Origin of the sequence: Variovorax atrisoli 110B (genome assembly GCF_000382045.1) — a bacterium.
Classification (GTDB): Bacteria; Pseudomonadota; Gammaproteobacteria; order Burkholderiales; family Burkholderiaceae_C; genus Variovorax; species Variovorax atrisoli.
In genome coordinates this window covers 259,113-278,680 of the sequence record NZ_KB907456.1, presented here as the reverse complement: position 1 = coordinate 278,680, position 19,568 = coordinate 259,113, and the positions used below count along the sequence as shown (strand labels likewise).

The following is a 19,568-nucleotide window of genomic DNA, read 5'->3' as shown; positions in this document are numbered from 1 at the left end:
GGAAGGTCGGGATGGGGGCAGGCAGAGCGCTCGGAGGATGCGCCGCTTGCCCCCACCCCTGCCCTCCCCCAGCGGGGGAGGGAGAAAAGCCTGGCACCGGTCATGCGCTTGCCGTGCCGTACGGCGCCGTGGGCTTCTCGCCGGCCAGCACCTGCAGCAGATTGGTTGTCGCCAGCTCGGCCATCGCATGCCGAGTCTCGTGCGTGGCCGAGCCGATGTGCGGCAGCGGCGTCACGCGCGGGTGCGTGCGCAGCGGCGAATCGAAAGGCAGCGGCTCCTTCGCGAACACGTCGAGGCCGGCGGCGCGCAGCGTGCCGTGGTCCAGCGCATTCAACAGCGCCCCTTCGTTCACCGTGGCGCCGCGGCCGCCGTTGATGAAGGCGGCGCCGGGCTTCATGCGCGCGAAGAAGGCGGCGTCGATCATGCCGCGCGTGGCGTCGGTCAGCGGCAGCATCGCGAGCACGATGTCGGAACGCGCGAGCAGGTCGTCCAGCGGCGTGTGCGTGGCGCGGCCCTGCAGCTCGGGCGCCTGCGTTGCCAGGTCGACCGGCCGGCGCGAGTGGTACAGCACCGGCATGCCGAAGCCCAGCGCCGCACGGCGCGCCACGGCCTGGCCGATGCGGCCGAAGCCGAGGATGCCCAGCGTCTTGCCGTGCACGTCGGTGCCGAAGAGTTCCTCGCCGATGTTCCTGGTCCAGCGGCCTTCGCGCACCATGGTCGAGAGTTCGACCACGCGGCGCTGCGTGGCCATGAGGATCGCGAACACCGTGTCGGCCACCGTCTCGGTGAGCACGTCGGGCGTATGGCACAGCACGATGCCGCGCCTGTGCAGTTCGGCCAGCGGGTAGTTGTCGACGCCGACCGACACGCTGGAAATCACTTCGAGCTGAGGCGCGGCGTCGAGCAGCGCGGCATCGACCGGGTGGCTGGAGCCGATGAGCCCGTGCGCGGTGCGCAGCGCGGCGGCAAAGGCCTCGGGCTCCTTGCGCGGATCGGCCACCACCACATGGTGCACGGCCTGCAGGCGCGCGAGCTGGTCCGGCGGCAGCGGACGAAAGACGAGGACGTTCTTCTTCGATGCGTTCGTCATGGCGTTCAGAGCCCCGCTTCGTCGAGTTGCGCCCGCGTCGGCAGGCCCTCGGTGTCGCCCAGCACCTGCACGGCGCGCGCGCCGATCCATGCGCCGCGGCGCACGGCGTCGGGCACGCTGCGGCCCTCGAGCAATGCGCTCACGACGCCGGCCGCGAAGCCGTCGCCGGCGCCCACGGTGTCGACCACTTCCTTCACCGGGAACCCGTCGATGCGGCCGGTGCCGGCCACGTCGCTGTCGTAGTAGGCACCCTCGGCGCCGAGCTTGACCACCACCAGCTTCGCGCCGCGCTCGCGGTAGAACTTCGCCACGTCTTCCGGCTCGCTGTGGCCGGTGAGCAGCAGGCCTTCCTCGATGCCGGGCAGCACCCAGTCGGCGCGCGCGGCGAGCTCGTTGACCCAGTGGCGCATGGTCTCGGTGGACGACCACAGGGTCGGGCGCAGGTTGGTGTCGAAGGAGATGGTGCGGCCGGCGGCCCGCATCACGTCCATGCTCTTGAGCGCGGCCTGCAGGCTGGTGTCGGAGATGGCGGCGAAGACGCCGGTGGCGTGCAGGTGGCGCGCCGAGCGCAGCCATGCCTCGTCGACATCGGCCGGGCCCATGTGGCTCGCGGCGGAGCCCTTGCGGTGGTATTCGATCGGCGGGTCGCTGCCGTCGGTGACGCGGCCCTTGAACTGGAAGCCGGTGCGCTGCGTCGCATCGGTGATCACGTGCGAGCAGTCGATGCCCTCGGCGCGCATCGCGGCCAGCAGCGCGCGGCCCATCGAGTCGGTGCCGAGACGGCTGGCCCAGCCCACCTTGAGGCCAAGCCGCGAGAGGCCGATGGCCACGTTGGTCTCGGCGCCGGCGGTGCGCTTGTAGAACGATTGCGCGTCTTCCAGCGGGCCGGGCCGGTCGGCCACCAGCAGCAGCATGGCCTCGCCGAAGAGCGCGACGTCGAAGGCAGCAGGTTCCGTCATGTGTTTACTTGTGTGCTTATGCGCGCGCGGCGCGGATGAAGTCGATCTGTGCGCGGGTGACGACCTGCAGGTCGTCGCCCACCAGGGGGTATTCGATGGCGTGCGGCACGTCGGCCGGCAATGCGCGCAACACCGAGCGCCACGGCGCGACCGAATCGCCCAGCGGCACCGCCACCCACTTGAGCGGCAGCCGCTGCGCACCCTTGCAATGCACGTAGCGCACGCGGTGGCCGAGCGCCTGCGCGGCCTGCAGCGGGCACTCGCCGAGCCAGTGCCAGTTGCCCATGTCGAAGGTCATGCCCAGCGTCAGGCCGGCGCGCTCGGCCGCGTCGAAGAAGGCCTGCAACGCGGGCAACGTGCCGGCGCGCACGGTCTGGTCGTTCTCGATCAGGAGCTCGACGCGGGTTTCGGCCAGCTCCACCTTGAGGCCCCACAGGGAGCCGTGCGATGAAGGCCGGAAGTCGCCGATCGACATCTTCAGCCGCTTCGCGCCCACACGCGTGGCGGCAGCGATGCCGCGCTTGAGCGCGGCGCTGTCGAGCCAGCCGCCTTCGGCCCACAACCCCTCGGGGCTGGAGTAGACCGAAGCCAGACCGTTGAGCGCAGGCAGCTCCGCATCGGCGTCGCGCAGCATCTCGCCGCGCACTTCCACCGAGTCGGCGCCTGCCGCGCGAGAGAGCTGCGAGCACCAGAGCTGGCCGTGCCGCCCCACCTCGGCCGCGCCGAAGGACGAAAGGGAAACGAGAACCTCGAAGGACATCAGTGGGCAGGTCAGTGGTTTTGGTGCGAACTCAGAATCTGGCCGAGGAACTGGCGCGTGCGCTCGTCCTTCGGGTTGCCGAAGAACTCCTGCGGCGGCGCCTGCTCGACGATCTTTCCTTCGGCCATGAAGATCACGCGGTCGGCCACGCTGCGGGCGAAGCCCATCTCGTGCGTCACGCACAGCATGGTCATGCCGTCTTCGGCCAGTGTGATCATGGTGTCGAGCACTTCCTTGACCATCTCGGGGTCCAGCGCGGAGGTGGGCTCGTCGAACAGCATGATCTTGGGCGCCATGCACAGCGCCCGCGCGATCGCCACGCGCTGCTGCTGGCCGCCCGAGAGCTGGCTGGGGTACTTGCTGGCCTGCTCCGGAATGCGCACGCGCTTGAGGTACTTCATCGCCACCTCCTCGGCCTGCGCCTTCGTCATGCCGCGCGAGCGCATCGGCGCCAGCGTGCAGTTCTCGAGGATGGTGAGGTGCGGGAACAGGTTGAACTGCTGGAACACCATGCCCACCTCGGCACGCACCGCATCGACGTTCTTGCCGCCGGCCGTGAGGTCGATGCCGTCGACCACGATGCGGCCCTTCTGCACCGTCTCGAGCCGGTTGATGCAGCGGATCAGCGTGGACTTGCCCGAGCCCGAAGGCCCGCAGATCACGATGCGCTCGCCCTGGCGCACGCTCAGGTCGATGCCGGTCAGCACCTGGAATTCGCCGTACCACTTGTTGACCGCTTCCATGCGGATGATCGATTCCGTCGTCATGCTCGTTGTTCCGATACTCACTGTGGGGCGCCCTGCGCCTTCTCAAGGAACACCGCGGAACCGGCCTTGCCGGTCCGCAGGTGTTGCCCCCTGCAAGGGGGTTGGCGTAGCGACACGAAGTGCGCGAAGCCTGGTGGTCAGTTCATTTTCGGCAGGTCGGCCTGCAGCCACTTCTGGTAGAGCTTGTTCAGTTCGCCGTTGGCGGTGTTCTTCTGGACGAAGTCGTTCACTGCCTTGTGCAGCTCTTCCTGGCCGGGGCGCATCGCGATGCCCATCGATTGCTGCACCAGCGTGAACTTGTTCTCGAAGGTGTTGGCGGGCACGCGCTTGGCGATCTGGGCCGCGACGGTCACCGAGCAGCCGATGGCGTCGACCTGGCCCGAGATGAGCGCCTGCATGGCCGAGGCGTCGTCGTCGAAGCGGCGGATCTCGGTGCCTTCGGGGGCGGCCTTGGTCACGGCCACGTCCTGCGTGGAGGCGCGGGCCACGCCCACGCGCAGGCCCTTCAGGTCGCCCGCGGCCTTGATGGGGGTCTTGGTCGCGCCGTACAGCACGATGGTGGCGGCCGCGTAGGGCTGCGAGAACTGCACCTGCTTGGCGCGCTCGGGCGTGATGGCCAGCGAAGCGACCAGCAGGTCGACCTTGTTGGTCAGCAGGAAGGGAATGCGGTTGGGGCCGGTCACGGGGACGATGTTGGCCTTCACGCCCCAGTCCTTGGCCAGCAGCTTGGCCACGTCGGCGTCGTAGCCGTCGGGCTGGTTCTTCGCGTCGGTGGTGCCGTAGGGCGGGAAGTCGACCAGCATGCCGATGGTGATCTCGCCCTTCTTCTTGATGTCGGCCACGCTCTGCGCCGAGGCGAAGGGAGCGAACACGGTGAGGGCGGCGCCGAGGCCGAGAGCTGCGAGCGCGACGCGACGGGTGGAGGTACGGGTCATTGGATGTCTCCTGATGAAGAAAGAGAAACGAAGAACGAAAAAACGAAGAAAACCGAAAGGGTTCAGCGGGCCAGGGCCCGGGCGCGCTTGCGCTCCATGCTCGCGGCCAGCAGCGACAGCGGCCAGCAGATCGCGAAGTAGATCGCCGCCACCACCGAGAACACGATGAGCGGCTGGAAGGTGGCGTTGTTGACGATCTGACCCGCGCGCGTGACCTCGACGAAGCCGATGATGGCCGCCAGCGAGGTGCCCTTGATGATCTGCACCAGGTAGCCCACGGTGGGTGCGAGCGCGATCTTGAAGGCCTGCGGCAGCACCACGTCGCGCATGCGGTCGAAGTACCGGAGGTTCAGCGCCTGCGCCGCCTCCCACTGGCCGCGCGGAATGGCCTGGATGCAGCCGCGCCAGATCTCGCCGAGGAAGGCGCCGCTGTTGAGGATGAGCGCGACGCCGGCGGCGATCCACGGGTTGATGTCCAGCCCCAGCACAGGCGCGCCGAAGAACACCAGGAACAGCTGCAGCAGCAGCGGCGTGCCCTGGAAGATCTGGATGAAGGTGGTCGAGATGCCGCGCGCCCACGTCGATTCCGACGTGCGCATCAACGCGATGGCGAGGCCCAGGATCGCGCCGCCCACGAAGGCGATGGCCGACAGCGCGAGCGTCCACTTGGCCGCTTCGAGGATGAAAAGGAATTCGGGAAAGCCGAAGGTGCGCATGGTGTTGTTGCTCCGTCCGTCGTCTCTGTCTCTGGTGGATTACCGGCGGTCCGGATAGTCGAGCGTGCGCTTGTAGATCAGCTTGAACATGGCCGAGAAGGCCAGTGCCAGCGCGAGGTAGATGGCCGCCACGACGATGTAGATCTCGAAGCTGCGGAAGGTCTGCGACTGCAGGTTGGCGGCCACCGAGGTGAGGTCGTCGGCCGAGATGACCGACACCACCGCCGAGCTCAGCATCAGCAAGATGAACTGGCTCGTGAGCGCCGGGTAGATGGCCTTGAGCGCCGGCTTGATGATGACGAAGCGGAAGATCTCCCAGGGCTTGAGGTTGAGCGCCCTGCCCGCCTCGATCTGCCCCTTGGGAATCGACTCGATGCCCGCGCGGATGATTTCCGTGGCGTAGGCGCCCAGGTTCACGACCATGGCCACCAGCGCGGCCGTCTGCGGCGACCAGCGCAGCCCGATGGCCGGCAGCGCGAAGAAGAAAAAGAACAGCTGCACGAGGAAGGGCGTGTTGCGGATCACCTCGATGTAGGCATTGATGATGAAGCGCAGCCAGCCCGGCCCCGAGGTCTTGCCCCAGGCGCAGAAGATGGCCACCACCAGCCCCAGCACCGTGGCAACGAGCGAGAGCTGGATCGTGATCCACGTGCCCTTGAGCAGCAGCGGCCACGCGGCGAAGACGGCGTCGAATTGAAACTGGTAGTTCATGGTGGGCGGGCCCTGAAGCTGCGCGGCGCGGACGCGCGCATACCCTGAAAGCAATGCTTGCAGCTTATATGAAACCGGTTTCAGGATTTCATAGGGATTCCCCTAGGTGGTCGTTTTGTCCCACCTTCTGCCTACTTCAATGTCATGCTGAACCCACCCGCGGCCGACATCCCCTCAGAGGCGAACGCGCTCTCCACGAGCGCTCCCACCGTGCAGCATTTCAGGCAGGCGCTGCTGTGGCCGCTGCGCCTGATGCCCGCGCCGGGCGCGCAGCCCGGACACCACCACGGCCCCTGGCATGTGCTGCGCGAGATGGGCGACGCATCGCCCTGGCGCGAGGAAGTCGACGAATACACCGGCGACAGCAGCCGCTTCCACGAGCGCCACTACAACGAGTTCGTGAGCTTCCTGCCGTACGTGCAGCGCTTCCTCTACGGCGAGGGGCGTTCGCGCAAAGGCGGCACCGACAGCGACGGCGACTCGCCCATGCGCATCTTCCGCCGCCACGACGTCGCCGCGGTGCGCCTCGTATCGAAGCCGGGCGATGCACCGGTCACGCTCGACGTGATCCATTGCGACCTGTACTTCTTCTTCGACGTCGACGTGGTGATGCTCAACCTCGAAGTCGGCGCGAGCGACATGAGCCTCGCGCAGGCGCAGGACATCCTCTACCGCTTCGGCCGCGCCTACCCCTCGGGCTGGGAGGCCGACGGCTCGGCGCTGCACTGCATGGCCAGCGTCGAATGGCTGGGCGCCGACGGCCGCGTGCTCGCGAGCTCGGACGCGCAGCAGCGCGAGGCCTTTCTCTCGCACGTGGCACAGCACCGCGCGCCGCGCATCGCCGCGCACTGGGCCTATCTGATGCAGCCTCTGGTGAGCGATCATTCCGAAGACGCAGGCGTGCTGCGCTACCGACAGATCGAGTACTACCGCATGCCGGTCATGGCCTATCTGTCGCTCGACGACCCGCGCCGCCTCAGGCGAGACGACTTCGTTCGTCTCGCGCTCGTCACCGGCGTGGGCTCGGGCACCAGCGAGGCGCATCTTCCGTATGCGGAGCACCACCTCGCCGACTTCGAGCACAAGTACTGCTACGACCGCTTCTGGGTGAACGCCGGCGCGGCGCCCAACACGCGCTACCTGTGCAACGGCCATGCGCTCATCGTGGTGGGCGATGCGCGCTCGGAGTTCTTCTGCTGCCGCGACCGCGGCGTGCTCGCGCAGTTCAGGCACCAGCACTTCCTGCTGTTCCTCATCGCACACTTCCAGAAGGCCTCGCTGCTGATGTTCTCCGACCAGCTGGTGGAGGCGCTCAAGCGGCTGGACATACGCAGCACGCCGAGCGTGAAGCAGTTCAAGCGCGCCATCCGCGCGAGCTTCGAGCGCTTCCTGCGCTTCACGCACCGCTACTGGTTCCACGAGATCTCGGAGCAGGCGCAGGTGCGCGCCCTTTCCCACATGTGCGCCACACACCTTGGGCTCGATCCGCTCTACGACGAGGTCAAGGCGCGCATCGCCGACATGAACACGTACCTCGACGCCGACAGCCTGCGCCGCCAGGCCGCCACCGTGGTGCGGCTCACCGTGGTCACCCTCTTCGGCCTCATCGGCACCATCACCACCGGCTTCCTCGGCATGAACCTGCTGGCCGAGGCCGAGGCGCCGCTGTGGCGAAAGGCCGTGTGGTTCGGCGTGGTGTTCGTCGCCACGACCTGGCTCACCATCTACACGATGGTGAAGTCGCAGCGGCTCTCCGACTTCATCGATGCACTGTCGAACGACAGGCTGGGGCTCAGGGGCAAGCTGGCGGCGCTGGCGAAGGTGTGGCGGCCGGGGGCCGATTGACCGGCGCCTGCCCCGAGCCGGTCATCAATGAGGTTCGCGGACCTGCTTGCTCAGAGCATCGCGCAAAGAGCCGATGGTGCTGTCCGCGGCCTCGATTCGCCGCTGCATTTCCTCATTGACCACGCGGAACAGTGCGCCGAGTTCGGATCGGGTCGGATAGATCTCCTCACGCTCATCCACCTGCATCGGAACGACGAGCTTTTCGAGGCATACGTAGGCGCTGTGCACTTGGCGAATGCTCTCGATGTCATCGCCTGCTTGCAGGGCAACAGACTCGGAATCTGAATGGGGATGAGCCGACTTAGGCGTTGAAGCGGTATCGGTTTTCGGCGCGTGCTTGAGCACGCGGGCAGACTTGGTCACGGACGACCTCCAGAGGTTGCGATTTGCAAAAACCGCCACACCCGCTGCTAAACGAGGCGGCAGCTCGGACGGGTTAGCAGACCGGGCAACCTCTTGCGAGAAACCGGCAGGGCGCGAGCCCTCCCATCCGAGCCGCCAAAACTGGAAGCGCGAATGACAAAGCCGCAGGTCCTGCGGGAAAACTGCGGCTTGCGTCGCAGAGATTGCTTCGGGCTGCTAAACCCGATCACGCCTTGTTCGACGTGACGGGCGCAGTATAGCCACGCAGGTGGGTCGCGGCTGGGTAGTCCGGCGTGGTGTTCGTGACGGTGAATCGGCTCGCGATTCCCCCAGAATCGGCCCATGCGCATCGCCATCGTCTCCGACATCCACGGAAACCTCCCCGCCCTCGAAGCCGTCGTCGCGGACATCGGCCGCCGCGGCGCGGATACCGTCGTCAACCTGGGCGACAGCCTCTCCGGGCCGCTGATGCCGCTGGAAACGGCGCGCTTCCTGATGGCGCAGGACTGGGTCCATCTTGCGGGCAACCACGAGCGCCAGGTGCTCACGCTACCGGCCGGCAAGCGCGGTGCATCCGACGAGTTCACCCACGCCCGGCTCGGCCCGCAGGAGTTCGCCTGGATGGCCTCGCTCGAACACAGGCTCCAGTTGAGCCCCGAAGCGCTGCTGTGTCACGGCACGCCCGACAGCGACCTGCACTACTTCCTGGAGACGGTCGAGCCGTCGCAGCTCAGGCCGGCCACGATGCCGGAGATCGATGCGCGGCTCGGTCAGGTCGATGCGCGGGTGCGGCTCGTCGCCTGCGGGCATACGCACGTGCCACGCGTGGTTCGTGCTTCGGGCGGGCAGTTGATCGTCAATCCGGGCAGCGTCGGGCTGCAGGCTTACGACGATGTTCATCCGCATCCACATGTCGTCGAGACGGGTTCGCCCGATGCGCGCTACGCCATCGTCGAACGGCTGGCCGCAGGCTGGGTTTCGACTCTGGTTTCGGTGCCCTACGACCATGCGAGCATGGCGGCGCTCGCGATGTCGAATGGCAGGCCTGACTGGGCCAGCGCCCTCGCCACCGGCCGGATGCCCTGAACCTGGATCAGTCGCCGAACGCGACTTCCGCGCTGGCCACCGCGCGGATCGGCACGCCGAAGCTCGTGATGTCCGCGAGCGTGGCGTTGTGATGCTCGCGGATCTTCGCGCCCGTGGCGTGCGGCTTGTCGTGCGAGGTGTGCGCGTCGGCCGCGAGCACCACGTGGTAGCCCAGTGCGGCGGCGCGGCGCACGGTCGTGTCGACGCAGAATTCCGACGAATAGCCGCAGACCACCACGCGCTTCACGCCATGCTCCGAGAGCCAGGCTTCCAGCGGCGTGCGCAGGAAGGAATCGGGCGTGGTCTTGCGGATGCGCGCGTCGCGCGAGTCGGTGTCGAGGGCGCCCGCAAGCTGCCAGCGCTCGGAGTCGAATTCGAGGTCGATCGCGTTCTCATGCTGGATGAAGGCCACCGGCGCGCCGGCAGCGCGGGCGCGCCCGGTGAGCGCGTTGATGCGCTGCATCACCTCGTGGGCCTCATGGGGGCGCGGCGGATCGTCGCAAAGGCCACGCTGGACATCGATGACGAGAACGGCAGTTTTCATGGGTCCGGAATCGGCGGGTTCTTGACCGGCGCGATTGTGCCCGACCGTTCCTGACGGGCGCCCTACTGCCTCCCTCACTACCTCCCCTGCTGCCCCCTGCTTCCAGGCGCTTCTATTGCCAGGCGCTCACTTCCAGCCTCACCTTGCCGCTGATGCCGGGCGCGGCCGGCGCGGCGCCCAGGCTCGACAGCGGCACCACGAACTGCAGCTTGCCGCTCGCGAGCTGCTTGGGGCTCATGGGCAGCGAGGCGCGCCCGGCGGTGTCGGTCTGCCAGCCGTACTTGACGTTCCAGTTCTGCGCCGCATCGTCGGGCTGCGGCGGCGCGATCTCGATGATCAGCGTGTCGCGGAAGAGCGAGCTGCCTTCGTAGTGGCCGTCGAGCCAGAACTTGTTGTTGACCTGGTAGTCGGGCACGCGCACGCCCAGCGTCATGGCATAGGCCAGCGTGGGCCGGTCCTGCTTCACCCGCGCCCTGTTGGCGAGGAACACGGTCGACAGATAGATCGAGCGGCGGTCGGCGGTGGCCGGGTCTGTGAGCTCCTTGTGCGTGCGGCAGGCGGGCGAGTCTTCCTCGGCGATGCGGCGGCTCAGGTACCAGCGCTTGCCGCGCGGCGCGGCCAGCAGTTCGACCTGATAGAGCGCATCGATGTCTGCGTCCTTGGGCAGATCGGGCGGCAGCGTGACGCCGTCGACGTCGAACCACAGGTCCACGCGCACGTCGCCGAACAGGAAGCGCGTGAGGTTCTGGTAGGCCTCCTCGGAATTCACGATGCCGAAGTAGCCCGAATGCGAGCGATAGGTGTAGGCAGTGGCCACCGGCTGCGTCTTGCCGGCGTCGTCCACGGCCCAGAGCGACGCGTTCTCGATGCGCACGAGCCCGTCGCTGCCGTGGCCCGCGAACATGCGAGAGAGGCCCTTGGCGGTTTCATAGTCGCCGCGGTTGGTGCCGACCATGCAGAAGAAGCGCTCGGGCGGGAAGGCGGCGGCAGGCAGGTAGTCCATGCGGCCATTGACCGCAGGCGTTGCCAGGAACTCGGACATCTTCTCGCGGTTGAAGGTGTTCATCTCGTTCACCGTGAGCCAAGCCGGCACGTTGATGCCGCCCATGTCGATGCCGTTGTGCGGCGTGGCGTAGGTGAACACCTTGTCGACGCAGGCGCGCGCGGCAGCATCGCCCAGCGCGGGGTTCTGCAGGAAGGCGCGCACCACAAGGCCTCCCATCGAATGCGCGACGAGGTAGCAGCGGAAGTCGCCGGCCGTGAAGCCCGAGGGCCCTTCGCGCTGCACCACGAGGTCGCGCACGCGAAGGATCAGCTGGCTCAGGCCCTGCGCGTACACCTTGACGTCCTTGGCCTTGCCGTCGCCCAGCAGCTCGGAGCCCGAGTCGTAGTAGCGGTAGATGATGACCGAGGCCGAGGGAATGCCGTCGACGTCGTTGCCGTTCGCATCGGGCGAGGGCTTCCAGTCGGGGTCGAGGATGTCCAGGCCGTTCTGGTAGACGCTCTGGTACTGGAAGTCGGCCAGCAGCCGCACCATGGGCGACTCGAAGACGAATTTCTGCGCCGGCGCTTCCTTCTTCACGGTGGCGCGATACACCGTGGAGCCGATGTTGAAGCCGCAGAACGGGTCGGCCGCAGTCTCGTCGCGCTCCGACTCGGTCATGGCGTAGCCGCGCACGTAGATGATGGGATAGCGGTTGGTGCTCATGGACTTCAGCCCCCTCAGGTCCGGTCAAACCGATGAAGTCCGGCAGTGTGCCGAGCGCCGGTCGCCCCCGCCATACGGCACATGGCATAGCCCGCCGAATGCCCCTCTTGCCCGAATGTTTCTATCGCTGAAACCATTGAAACATCCGCCTTCGATAGTCTCCGACCATCCGACAAACACAATCCAGAAGGCTCTCCCATGGCTGAAGACCCCGGCTCGCAAGGCTCCTACCTGCCTCAACTCCTGCGCCGCGGCACCGCGCTCGCCGCCGCCAGCTGCGCCTTCATGGCATGCAGCGCTTCGGGCAGCGAAACGGGCTACGAGAGCTCCCCTCAATTCAAGGACGGCGGCTTCCATAACATGGCCAACCCCGACCTGCCCCAGCAAGCCAGTGCATGGCGCATCTGGTCGCGCTTCATCGTGGGCAGCAAGATCGACACGGTGCCGGTCGACCCGATTCCCGTGAAGCCGCTGGACAGGCCCTCCCTCGACGCGCTCGACACCCGAACCAACCACGTGGTGCGCCTGGGCCATTCGTCGCACCTGCTGAAGCTGCGCGACAAGTACTGGCTCATCGACCCCGTGTTCAGCGACCGCGCATCGCCCGTGCAGTGGGCGGGGCCGAAGCGCTTCCACAAGACGCCGATCGCGCTGGAGGATCTGCCGCCCATCGAAGGCGTGATCCTCTCGCACGACCACTACGACCACCTCGACGTGGCGACCATCGAATACCTCGCGAAGGACGTGAAGCGCTACTTCGTGCCGCTGGGCGTGCGCTCGCGGCTGCTGGCGATGGGCGTGCCGGCCGACCGCGTGGTCGAACTCGACTGGTGGCAGTCCGCCGAGCACGACGGAGTGAAGCTCACCGCCACGCCCGCACAGCACTTCTCGGGCCGCACGCTCGGCGACCGCGACCGCACGCTGTGGGCCTCATGGGTGGTGCAAAGCGGCGACCAGCGCATCTTCTACAGCGGCGACTCGGGCTACTTCCCGGGCTTCAAGCAGATCGGCGAGCGCTTCGGCGGTTTCGACATCGCGCTGATGGAGAACGGCGCCTACGACAGCATGTGGCCTGCCGTGCACATGACGCCCGAGCAGAGCGTGAAGGCCTTCGAGGACCTGCGCGGCAAGGTGTTCTTCTCGGTGCACAACAGCACCTTCGACCTCGCCTTCCACGCCTGGCGCGATCCCCTGGACCGCATCGCGGCCCTCACGGAAGCCAGGAAGATCGAACTGGCCACGCCGGTGATCGGCGAAGTGGTGACGGTGGGAGCGGCGCGGACCAACACGCGCTGGTGGGTCGACCTGCGCTGACCGCCCCTCTCCCCCCGGGGCAGGGCGGACTACCCGCCGCGCTCCTTGCGCTCGCGGGCGCGCCGCACCTGGCGCGTCTCGTTGGCCTGCGAGGCGATGCGGTCCTTCTCGCGCTTCTTCAGAGCCCGCTTCTCGCGCATGCGCCGGCCCAGCACATAGCTGCCGATGCCGGTGACCACGGCGATGAAGACGCCGATGACGCTGATGTCGATGCCGCCCATGGCTACTGCACCCGGACGATGCTGGTGGGCTTGAAGCCCAGGTCGGCCGCCTTGCCCTTGCGCGCGCGGCTGCCGCGGGCGTTGTTCAGCGTGCGGATCTCCAGCGTTTCCTCGCGTTCCTTGCCGCCTCGGCCGATGCCCTCGATCTTCACGCTGCGCGTGTAGGCGGCGGCGCCGGCCAGGGTGTCCTTGGCTTCCAGGTCGATCAGCGTGAGGCCGCGTCCGCCCTTGGGCAGGCTCTTGAGCTCGGCGATGTCGAAGGTCAGGATGCGTCCGCCGGTCGAGGCGCAGGCCACGTGCGTGGCCGCCGGCATCGGCTCGGCACCGCTCGCACCGCCCACCAGCGAGGGGCGGCACAGCTGCTCTCCTTCGCCCACGTCGACGAAGGCCTTGCCGCCGCGCTGGCGCGACATCATGTTCTCGACCGTGGCGATGAAGCCGTAGCCGCCGGTGTTGGCCAGCAGCAGGCTGGCGCCGACCGGGCCCGCGAAGAAGTGCGTGACGTGCGTGCCGGCGTCCAGGTCGATGAGCGTGGTGACGGGCTGGCCGTCGCCGCGACCGCCCGGCAGCGAGGCCACGGGCACAGTGTAGACACGCACGCTCTTGTCCTTGGCGCTGCCGAACACCAGCAGCGTGTCGACGCTGCGGCATTCGAAGGCGCCGTAGAGCGAGTCGCCCGACTTGAAGCTGTACTCGGGCGCAGAGCCGTTCGCGGCGCCTGCCGCCTTCTCGCTGGCCCAGCCCTTCTGCGTGCGTACCCAGCCCTTCTGCGACACGATGACGGTGACGGGTTCGTCGACCACCTTCACCTCGGCCACGGCGCGCTTCTCGGCCTGGATCAGCGTGCGGCGCGGGTCTTCGAAACTCTTGGCATCGGCTTCGATTTCCTTCACCAGCAGGCGGCGCAGCGCAGCGGGGCTGGCGAGGATGTCTTCGAGCTTCTTCTGCTCGTCGCGCAGACTGGAGAGTTCCTGCTCGATCTTGATGGCCTCGAGCCGCGCGAGTTGGCGCAGCCGGATTTCAAGGATGTCCTCGGCCTGGCGTTCGCTGAGGTTGAAGCGCGCGATGAGCGCGGCCTTCGGGTCTTCTGCCGCACGGATGATCGCGATCACCTCATCGATGTTCAACAGCACCAGCTGCCGGCCTTCGAGGATGTGGATGCGGTCCTGCACCTTGCCCAGGCGGAAGCGCGAGCGCTTCTCGACGGTGATCTCGCGGAAGGCGATCCACTCGTTGAGCATCTGGCGCAGCGACTTCTGCGTGGGCTTGCCGTCGATGCCGACCATCGTGAGGTTGACCGGCGACGAGGTTTCCAGCGAGGTCTGCGCGAGCAGCGTGGTGATGAACTCTTCCTGGCTGATGCGCGAGGTCTTGGGCTCGAACACCAGGCGCACCGGGGCGTCCTTGCTCGATTCGTCGCGCACCACGTCGAGCACCGACAGCATCGAGGCCTTGAGCTGCGTCTGCTCCGCACTCAGCGCCTTCTTGCCGGCCTTGACCTTGGGGTTGGTGATTTCCTCGATCTCTTCCAGCACGCGCTGCGAGCTCACGCCCGGCGGCAGCTCGTTGACCACCAGCTGCCACTGGCCGCGCGCCAGTTCCTCGATCTTCCAGCGCGCGCGCACCTTGAGCGAGCCGCGGCCGGTGCGGTAGGCGTCGGCGATGTCGGCCGCGCTGCTGATGATCTGCGCGCCGCCCGGATAGTCGGGGCCGGGCACGATGGCGAAGAGTTCTTCCTCGCTGAGCTTGCCGTTCGACTTGATCAGCGCCACGCAGGCATCGGCGATCTCGCGCAGGTTGTGGCTCGGGATCTCGGTGGCGAGGCCGACCGCGATGCCGCTCGCGCCATTGAGCAGCGTGAACGGCAGCCGCGCAGGCAGCAGTCGCGGCTCTTCGGTGCTGCCGTCGTAGTTGGGGATGAAGTCGACCGTGCCTTCGTCGATCTCGTCGAGCAGCAGGCTGGTGATGCGCGCCAGGCGCGCCTCGGTGTAGCGCATGGCGGCTGCGCCGTCGCCGTCGCGGCTGCCGAAGTTGCCCTGGCCGTCGACCAGCGGATAGCGCTGCGAGAAGTCCTGCGCCATGCGCACCAGCGCGTCGTACGCGGCCTGGTCGCTGTGCGGGTGGAAGCGGCCGAGCACGTCGCCGACCACGCGCGCGCTCTTCACGGGCTTGGCGCCCACGGTGCCGTTGGTGCCACCGAAGCCCAGGCCCATGCGCGACATCGAATACAGGATGCGGCGCTGCACCGGCTTCTGGCCGTCGGACACATCGGGCAGCGCACGGCCCTTGACCACGCTCAGCGCGTATTCGAGGTAGGCGGTCTGGGCGTAGTCGGCAAGGGTCAGGGTCGTGTCGCCGTCGGTGGGACCCTGGAGATCGAGCGGAGGTTGGGAATCCATGAAAGAGCTGGTGAGAAAAACTTTTGTTGTTGCTGGCTGGGCGTTCAGCCAAGAGTGAAAGCCTCGTGGACCGCGGACTGTACGGCGCCGCCGAGCACCGCGCCGCCGCCGGCCACGTAGATCCAGTCGCCGATGACGGCCGCGCCCACCGCGTGCCGCGGCGTGGTCATCGGGGCATGCCGCTGCCAGGTGTCGTCGACGGGGTTGTAGCTTTCCATCTGGCCGAACACCTTCGCCTGGCGCGGCACGCCGTCGACGAGGATGCCGCCCTCCCCGCCCATGGCGAAGAAGCGGCCTCGATACACCACGAGCCCGTGGCCCGAGCGCGCGGTGGGCAGCGGCGAGCGCAGCTCCCAGGTGTCGCGTGCGGGAAGGTAGACGTGGTGCAGGTCGGTGTTGTATTCGAAGGTGTTGAAGCGCCCGCCGATCACATGGATCCGGCCGCCGTGCGACACGCAGCCCACGTGGTCGCGCGCACCCGGCAGCGGCTTGCGGGCGGACCAGCGGTCGGCCTTCGGGTCGTAGACCTCGTGCCAGCCCACGCTAGCGCGCTCCGCGGCAGGTTCGGAAGCGCCGCCGATCAGGTGCAGCGCGCCGTCGAGCATCACGGCGGCGGCAGCGCCGCGCGGACGCGGCAGCGGCGCGATCGCGCTCCAGCGATTGGCGGCGATGTCGTAGACGTAGGCATTGGTGTCCGAGCGCCGGTTCTGCTCGACGAAGCCGCCGAGCGCGTAGACGCGGCCGCCATCGGCGGTCACAGCGACGTGGTTGGCACCGCGGGGCAGCGGCGCGCCGTCGAGCCAGCGGTCGGCCTTGGGGTCGTAGATGTGGTGGTAGTCGCGGTTGACCTTGCCTTCGCCATAGCCGCCGACCACATGCATGCGGCCCATCGCCGCGGTGGCCCAGGCCATCTCGCTGCGGGGAATCGGCAATGCGGCGCGCGGCTCCCATCGCCCCTGCGGACCGGGCGGTGCGGAGCTGTCGGTGAAGCGCTGGGCTTCCTGCTCGGGCGTCATGTGGTGCGGCACGCCGCCCTGGAGACGCGCATAGGGCTCGGCCGAGGAAGGCACGGGCGGCAGCGTGTCGTGCGTGGCCGGATGCTGCGCGCGTGCGCCGCCCGTCACCATGCCGGCGGCGGTCGCGAGAACGAAGCTTCGACGATCCATGGCCTCCTCCCTCCTCCTGCCGATCAGGACAGCGGCGTGCCCGGTGGCGCATCGGCCGCGCCCGTAGGCACTGCCGATGGCTCGGGGATGTCGGGCATGGCCGGCATGTTGCGCGGGCCATCCGACGGCATGTTGCCGCGGCCGAGCGCGCCGCCCTGCGGCACGGTCAGTTCCATGCGGATGCGTCCCGGCGTCTTGCCGCCTCGCACGGCGCCGCCGCCACTGCCCAAGGCAACCGAGGGCTTGAGGTACGCATACAGCTGCAGCACGGTCTGCACATAGTTCTGCGTTTCCTTGTAGTTCGGGATCTTGTTGCCCGCGCGCTGCACCGCGCCCTCGCCGGCGTTGTAGGCGGCCAGCGCGAGCTCGATCTGCCCCGGGAACATCGCGATCAGGTCGCGCAGGTAGCGCGAGCCGGCGGCGATGTTGATGCGCGGGTCGAACAGCTTCTTCTCGATGGTCGCGCGCTTGTCCGCCGACACGCCATAGCGCTGCGCGGTGGCGGGCATCAGCTGCATCAGGCCCATCGCGCCCTTGGGCGAGACGGCCTGCGCATCGAAGCCCGACTCGGTGGCGACCAACGCCTGCAGCAGTTCGTAGTCGATGGCGTGCTTGTTCGACGCATCGCGCAGCGCCGACTTGGCGGTCTTGTAGCTGGGCGAGGCCTCGAACATCGCCAGCAGGCTCTGCGAGGCGGGCGGCACCTTGCCGTCGAGCCTGCCAGCGCCACGGCCCAGCGGCGAGATGCCATTGGCGGTATCGAAGCTCTGGCCGCCGCGGAAGAAGATCTGGTAGCGCTCGTCGATCTTCTCGGAGGCGAAGTGCGCGTTGCCCTTGCTGTCGATGTAGCCGTAGATGTCGGTGGCGTGCGCCGGCGCCAGTTGCAAGCCGAGCAACAGGACGACCGATGGCAACAAGCGCTTGAGAACCGACATGCGTTGTAGTGGAGGAGAAGGAGAAATCAGACGTCGATATCGACGTCATCGGCGCGCAACTCCATGAGCTCGCGCCGCGCCGCCGCTTCGCCCTTGCCCATCAGCTTGGTGATTTCGCCCTGGGTGGACGTGAAATCGAAGCGGCCCAATTGGACCTGCATCAGGCGCCGGGTGTCAGGATTGAGCGTGGTTTCCCACAATTGTTCCGCGCTCATTTCGCCCAGGCCCTTGAAGCGGCTGATGCTCCAGGCGCCTTCGCGCACGCCGTCCTTGCGGAGCTTGTCGAGCGTGGCGGTCAGTTCGCCTTCGTCCAGAGCATAGACCTTGGACGCCGGTTTCTTGCCGCGCGCGGGTGCATCGACCCGGAACAATGGCGGCTTCGCGACATACACATGGCCGGCTTCGATGAGTTTCGGAAAGTGCCGGAAGAAAAGCGTGAGCAGCAGCACCTGGATGTGGGAGCCGTCCACGTCGGCATCGCTGAGGATGCAGATCTTGCCGTAGCGCAGGCCGCTGAGGTCGGGCGAATCGCCGGGGCCGTGCGGATCGACGCCGATGGCGACCGAGATGTCGTGGATCTCGGTGTTGGCGAACAGCCGGTCGCGCTCCACTTCCCAGGTGTTGAGCACCTTGCCGCGCAGCGGCAGGATGGCCTGGCTTTCCTTGTCGCGGCCCATCTTGGCGCTGCCGCCTGCGGAATCGCCCTCGACCAGGAAGACCTCGTTGTGGCTGATGTCCTTGCTCTCGCAATCCGTCAGCTTGCCGGGCAGCACGGCCACGCCGGAGCCCTTGCGCTTCTCGACCTTCTGGCCGGCGCGCTGGCGGGTCTGGGCGGCCTTGATGGCCAGTTCGGCGAGCTTCCTGCCGTAGTCGACGTGCTGGTTGAGCCACAGCTCCAGCGCGGGGCGCACGAAGCTGGACACGAGGCGCACGGCGTCGCGCGAATTCAGGCGCTCCTTGATCTGGCCCTGGAACTGCGGGTCGAGCACCTTGGCGCTCAGCACGTACGAGGCGCGCGCGAACACGTCCTCGGGCAGCAGCTTCACGCCCTTGGGCAGTAGCGAGTGCAGCTCGATGAAGCTCTTCACTGCGTTGAACAGGCCGTCGCGCAGGCCGCTTTCGTGCGTGCCGCCGGCGCTGGTGGGGATCAGGTTGACGTAGCTCTCGCGCACAGGCTGGCCTTCCTCGGTGAAGGCGACGGCCCAGTCGGCCCCCTCGCCCTCGGCGAAGTTGTCGGCGTTCTTGTCGGCGTGGCCGCTGCCTTCGAACAGCGGAATGACCGGGTCGCTGCTGAGCGTCTGCATCAGGTAGTCGCTCAGGCCGCCCTTGTAGAGCCACTGCTGCGTTTCCTTGGTCTTCTCGTTGATGAGAGTGACGCTCACGCCCGGCATCAGCACGGCCTTGCTGCGCAGCAGGTGGGTGAGCTCGCCCATGGGCAGCGCGGCGGTCTCGAAGTACTTGGCGTCCGGCCAGGCGCGAACCGTGGTGCCCCGCTTGCGCTCGCCGGCCTCCAGCTTGCGGACTTCAAGCGCCTCGATCACGTCGCCGCCGCTGAAGGCCAGCTTCGCGACCGAGCCCTCGCGGTGCGTGGCCACCTCGAGCCGCTTCGACAGCGCGTTGGTCACCGACACGCCCACGCCGTGCAGGCCACCCGAGAAGCTGTAGGCGCCGCCCGAGCCCTTGTCGAACTTGCCGCCGGCATGCAGCCGGGTGTAGACCAGCTCGACCACGGGCGCCTTCTCTTCCGGATGCAGGCCGAAGGGAATGCCCCGGCCGTCGTCTTCCACGCTGACCGAGCCGTCGGTGTGCAGCGTGACCTTGATCTTCTTGCCGTGGCCCGCGAGCGCCTCGTCGGCGGCGTTGTCGAGCACTTCCTGGATGATGTGCAGCGGGTTGTCGGTACGGGTGTACATGCCCGGGCGCTGCTTGACGGGCTCGAGGCCCTTGAGCACGCGGATGGAGCCTTCCGAATAGCCGGAGGAGGCGGACGATGAGCTGGGGGGAGTCTTGGGGGGAGTCGCCATGGGGGCGGATTGTAGTCAGTAGCCG

The 19,568-nt window shown here is 67.6% G+C and carries 18 protein-coding genes; 3 read left to right on the top strand and 15 right to left on the bottom strand.

Features of this window, described 5'->3' with window-relative positions:
- Positions 1 to 100: 100 nt before the first annotated feature.
- From G369_RS0121025 to G369_RS0120995, 7 genes are all read right to left on the bottom strand, one after another.
- Positions 101 to 1,090, bottom strand: a complete 990-nt coding sequence (locus G369_RS0121025; protein WP_019656009.1) for a 2-hydroxyacid dehydrogenase — start codon at positions 1,088 to 1,090, stop codon at positions 101 to 103.
- Positions 1,091 to 1,095: 5 nt separating this feature from the next.
- A complete protein-coding gene (locus tag G369_RS0121020; protein ID WP_019656008.1) occupies positions 1,096 to 2,049 on the bottom strand; it encodes a sugar kinase in 954 nt (317 codons plus the stop codon).
- Positions 2,050 to 2,065: 16 nt separating this feature from the next.
- The gene (locus G369_RS0121015; protein ID WP_019656007.1) at positions 2,066 to 2,809 is read right to left on the bottom strand and encodes a sugar phosphate isomerase/epimerase family protein; all 744 of its coding nucleotides are present in this window, start codon (positions 2,807 to 2,809) and stop codon (positions 2,066 to 2,068) included.
- An 11-nt stretch (positions 2,810 to 2,820) separates the two neighbouring features.
- Positions 2,821 to 3,576, bottom strand: a complete 756-nt coding sequence (locus G369_RS0121010; protein ID WP_019656006.1) for an amino acid ABC transporter ATP-binding protein — start codon at positions 3,574 to 3,576, stop codon at positions 2,821 to 2,823.
- Positions 3,577 to 3,713: 137 nt separating this feature from the next.
- On the bottom strand, positions 3,714 to 4,511 hold the full coding sequence (locus tag G369_RS0121005; protein WP_019656005.1) for a transporter substrate-binding domain-containing protein: 798 nt from the start codon (positions 4,509 to 4,511) through the stop codon (positions 3,714 to 3,716).
- A 62-nt stretch (positions 4,512 to 4,573) separates the two neighbouring features.
- Positions 4,574 to 5,227, bottom strand: a complete 654-nt coding sequence (locus G369_RS0121000; protein ID WP_019656004.1) for an amino acid ABC transporter permease — start codon at positions 5,225 to 5,227, stop codon at positions 4,574 to 4,576.
- Between the two features lie 39 nt (positions 5,228 to 5,266).
- Entirely contained in the window at positions 5,267 to 5,938 is a 672-nt protein-coding gene (locus G369_RS0120995) for an amino acid ABC transporter permease (protein WP_019656003.1), read from the bottom strand.
- 144 nt (positions 5,939 to 6,082) lie between these two features.
- Here G369_RS0120995 and G369_RS0120990 point away from each other — a divergent pair, with 144 nt between their 5' ends.
- A complete protein-coding gene (locus tag G369_RS0120990) occupies positions 6,083 to 7,783 on the top strand; it encodes a hypothetical protein (RefSeq protein ID WP_019656002.1) in 1,701 nt (566 codons plus the stop codon).
- Between the two features lie 24 nt (positions 7,784 to 7,807).
- Here the strand turns inward: G369_RS0120990 and G369_RS39510 are convergent, their stop codons facing one another.
- Entirely contained in the window at positions 7,808 to 8,146 is a 339-nt protein-coding gene (locus tag G369_RS39510; RefSeq protein ID WP_244164362.1) for a hypothetical protein, read from the bottom strand.
- A gap of 342 nt (positions 8,147 to 8,488) precedes the next feature.
- Here G369_RS39510 and G369_RS0120980 point away from each other — a divergent pair, with 342 nt between their 5' ends.
- A complete protein-coding gene (locus G369_RS0120980) occupies positions 8,489 to 9,232 on the top strand; it encodes a metallophosphoesterase family protein (RefSeq protein ID WP_019656000.1) in 744 nt (247 codons plus the stop codon).
- A gap of 7 nt (positions 9,233 to 9,239) precedes the next feature.
- Here G369_RS0120980 and G369_RS0120975 read toward each other — a convergent pair whose 3' ends face one another.
- Positions 9,240 to 9,776 (bottom strand): cysteine hydrolase family protein, encoded by a 537-nt coding sequence (locus G369_RS0120975; protein WP_019655999.1) that lies wholly within the window; start codon positions 9,774 to 9,776, stop codon positions 9,240 to 9,242.
- 112 nt (positions 9,777 to 9,888) lie between these two features.
- Positions 9,889 to 11,484 carry an esterase/lipase family protein gene (locus G369_RS0120970; protein ID WP_019655998.1) on the bottom strand — a complete coding sequence of 532 codons (1,596 nt, stop codon included), beginning with the start codon at positions 11,482 to 11,484 and terminating at the stop codon, positions 9,889 to 9,891.
- 198 nt (positions 11,485 to 11,682) lie between these two features.
- Between G369_RS0120970 and G369_RS0120965 the strand changes: the two genes are divergently transcribed.
- Positions 11,683 to 12,798 carry an MBL fold metallo-hydrolase gene (locus G369_RS0120965; protein ID WP_019655997.1) on the top strand — a complete coding sequence of 372 codons (1,116 nt, stop codon included), beginning with the start codon at positions 11,683 to 11,685 and terminating at the stop codon, positions 12,796 to 12,798.
- 29 nt (positions 12,799 to 12,827) lie between these two features.
- Here G369_RS0120965 and G369_RS0120960 read toward each other — a convergent pair whose 3' ends face one another.
- Genes G369_RS0120960 through G369_RS0120940 form a run of 5 tightly spaced genes read right to left on the bottom strand, consistent with a single transcriptional unit; the run spans position 12,828 to position 19,543 of the window.
- Complete coding sequence (locus G369_RS0120960) at positions 12,828 to 13,019, bottom strand: hypothetical protein (protein WP_019655996.1); 192 nt, start codon at positions 13,017 to 13,019, stop codon at positions 12,828 to 12,830.
- A gap of 2 nt (positions 13,020 to 13,021) precedes the next feature.
- Complete coding sequence (parC, locus tag G369_RS0120955) at positions 13,022 to 15,418, bottom strand: DNA topoisomerase IV subunit A (protein WP_019655995.1); 2,397 nt, start codon at positions 15,416 to 15,418, stop codon at positions 13,022 to 13,024.
- 44 nt (positions 15,419 to 15,462) lie between these two features.
- A complete protein-coding gene (locus G369_RS0120950; protein ID WP_020723193.1) occupies positions 15,463 to 16,584 on the bottom strand; it encodes a Kelch repeat-containing protein in 1,122 nt (373 codons plus the stop codon).
- A 23-nt stretch (positions 16,585 to 16,607) separates the two neighbouring features.
- Positions 16,608 to 17,519, bottom strand: a complete 912-nt coding sequence (locus tag G369_RS0120945) for a lytic transglycosylase domain-containing protein (protein ID WP_019655993.1) — start codon at positions 17,517 to 17,519, stop codon at positions 16,608 to 16,610.
- A gap of 26 nt (positions 17,520 to 17,545) precedes the next feature.
- A complete protein-coding gene (locus G369_RS0120940; RefSeq protein WP_019655992.1) occupies positions 17,546 to 19,543 on the bottom strand; it encodes a DNA topoisomerase IV subunit B in 1,998 nt (665 codons plus the stop codon).
- Between the last annotated feature and the right edge of the window lie 25 nt (positions 19,544 to 19,568).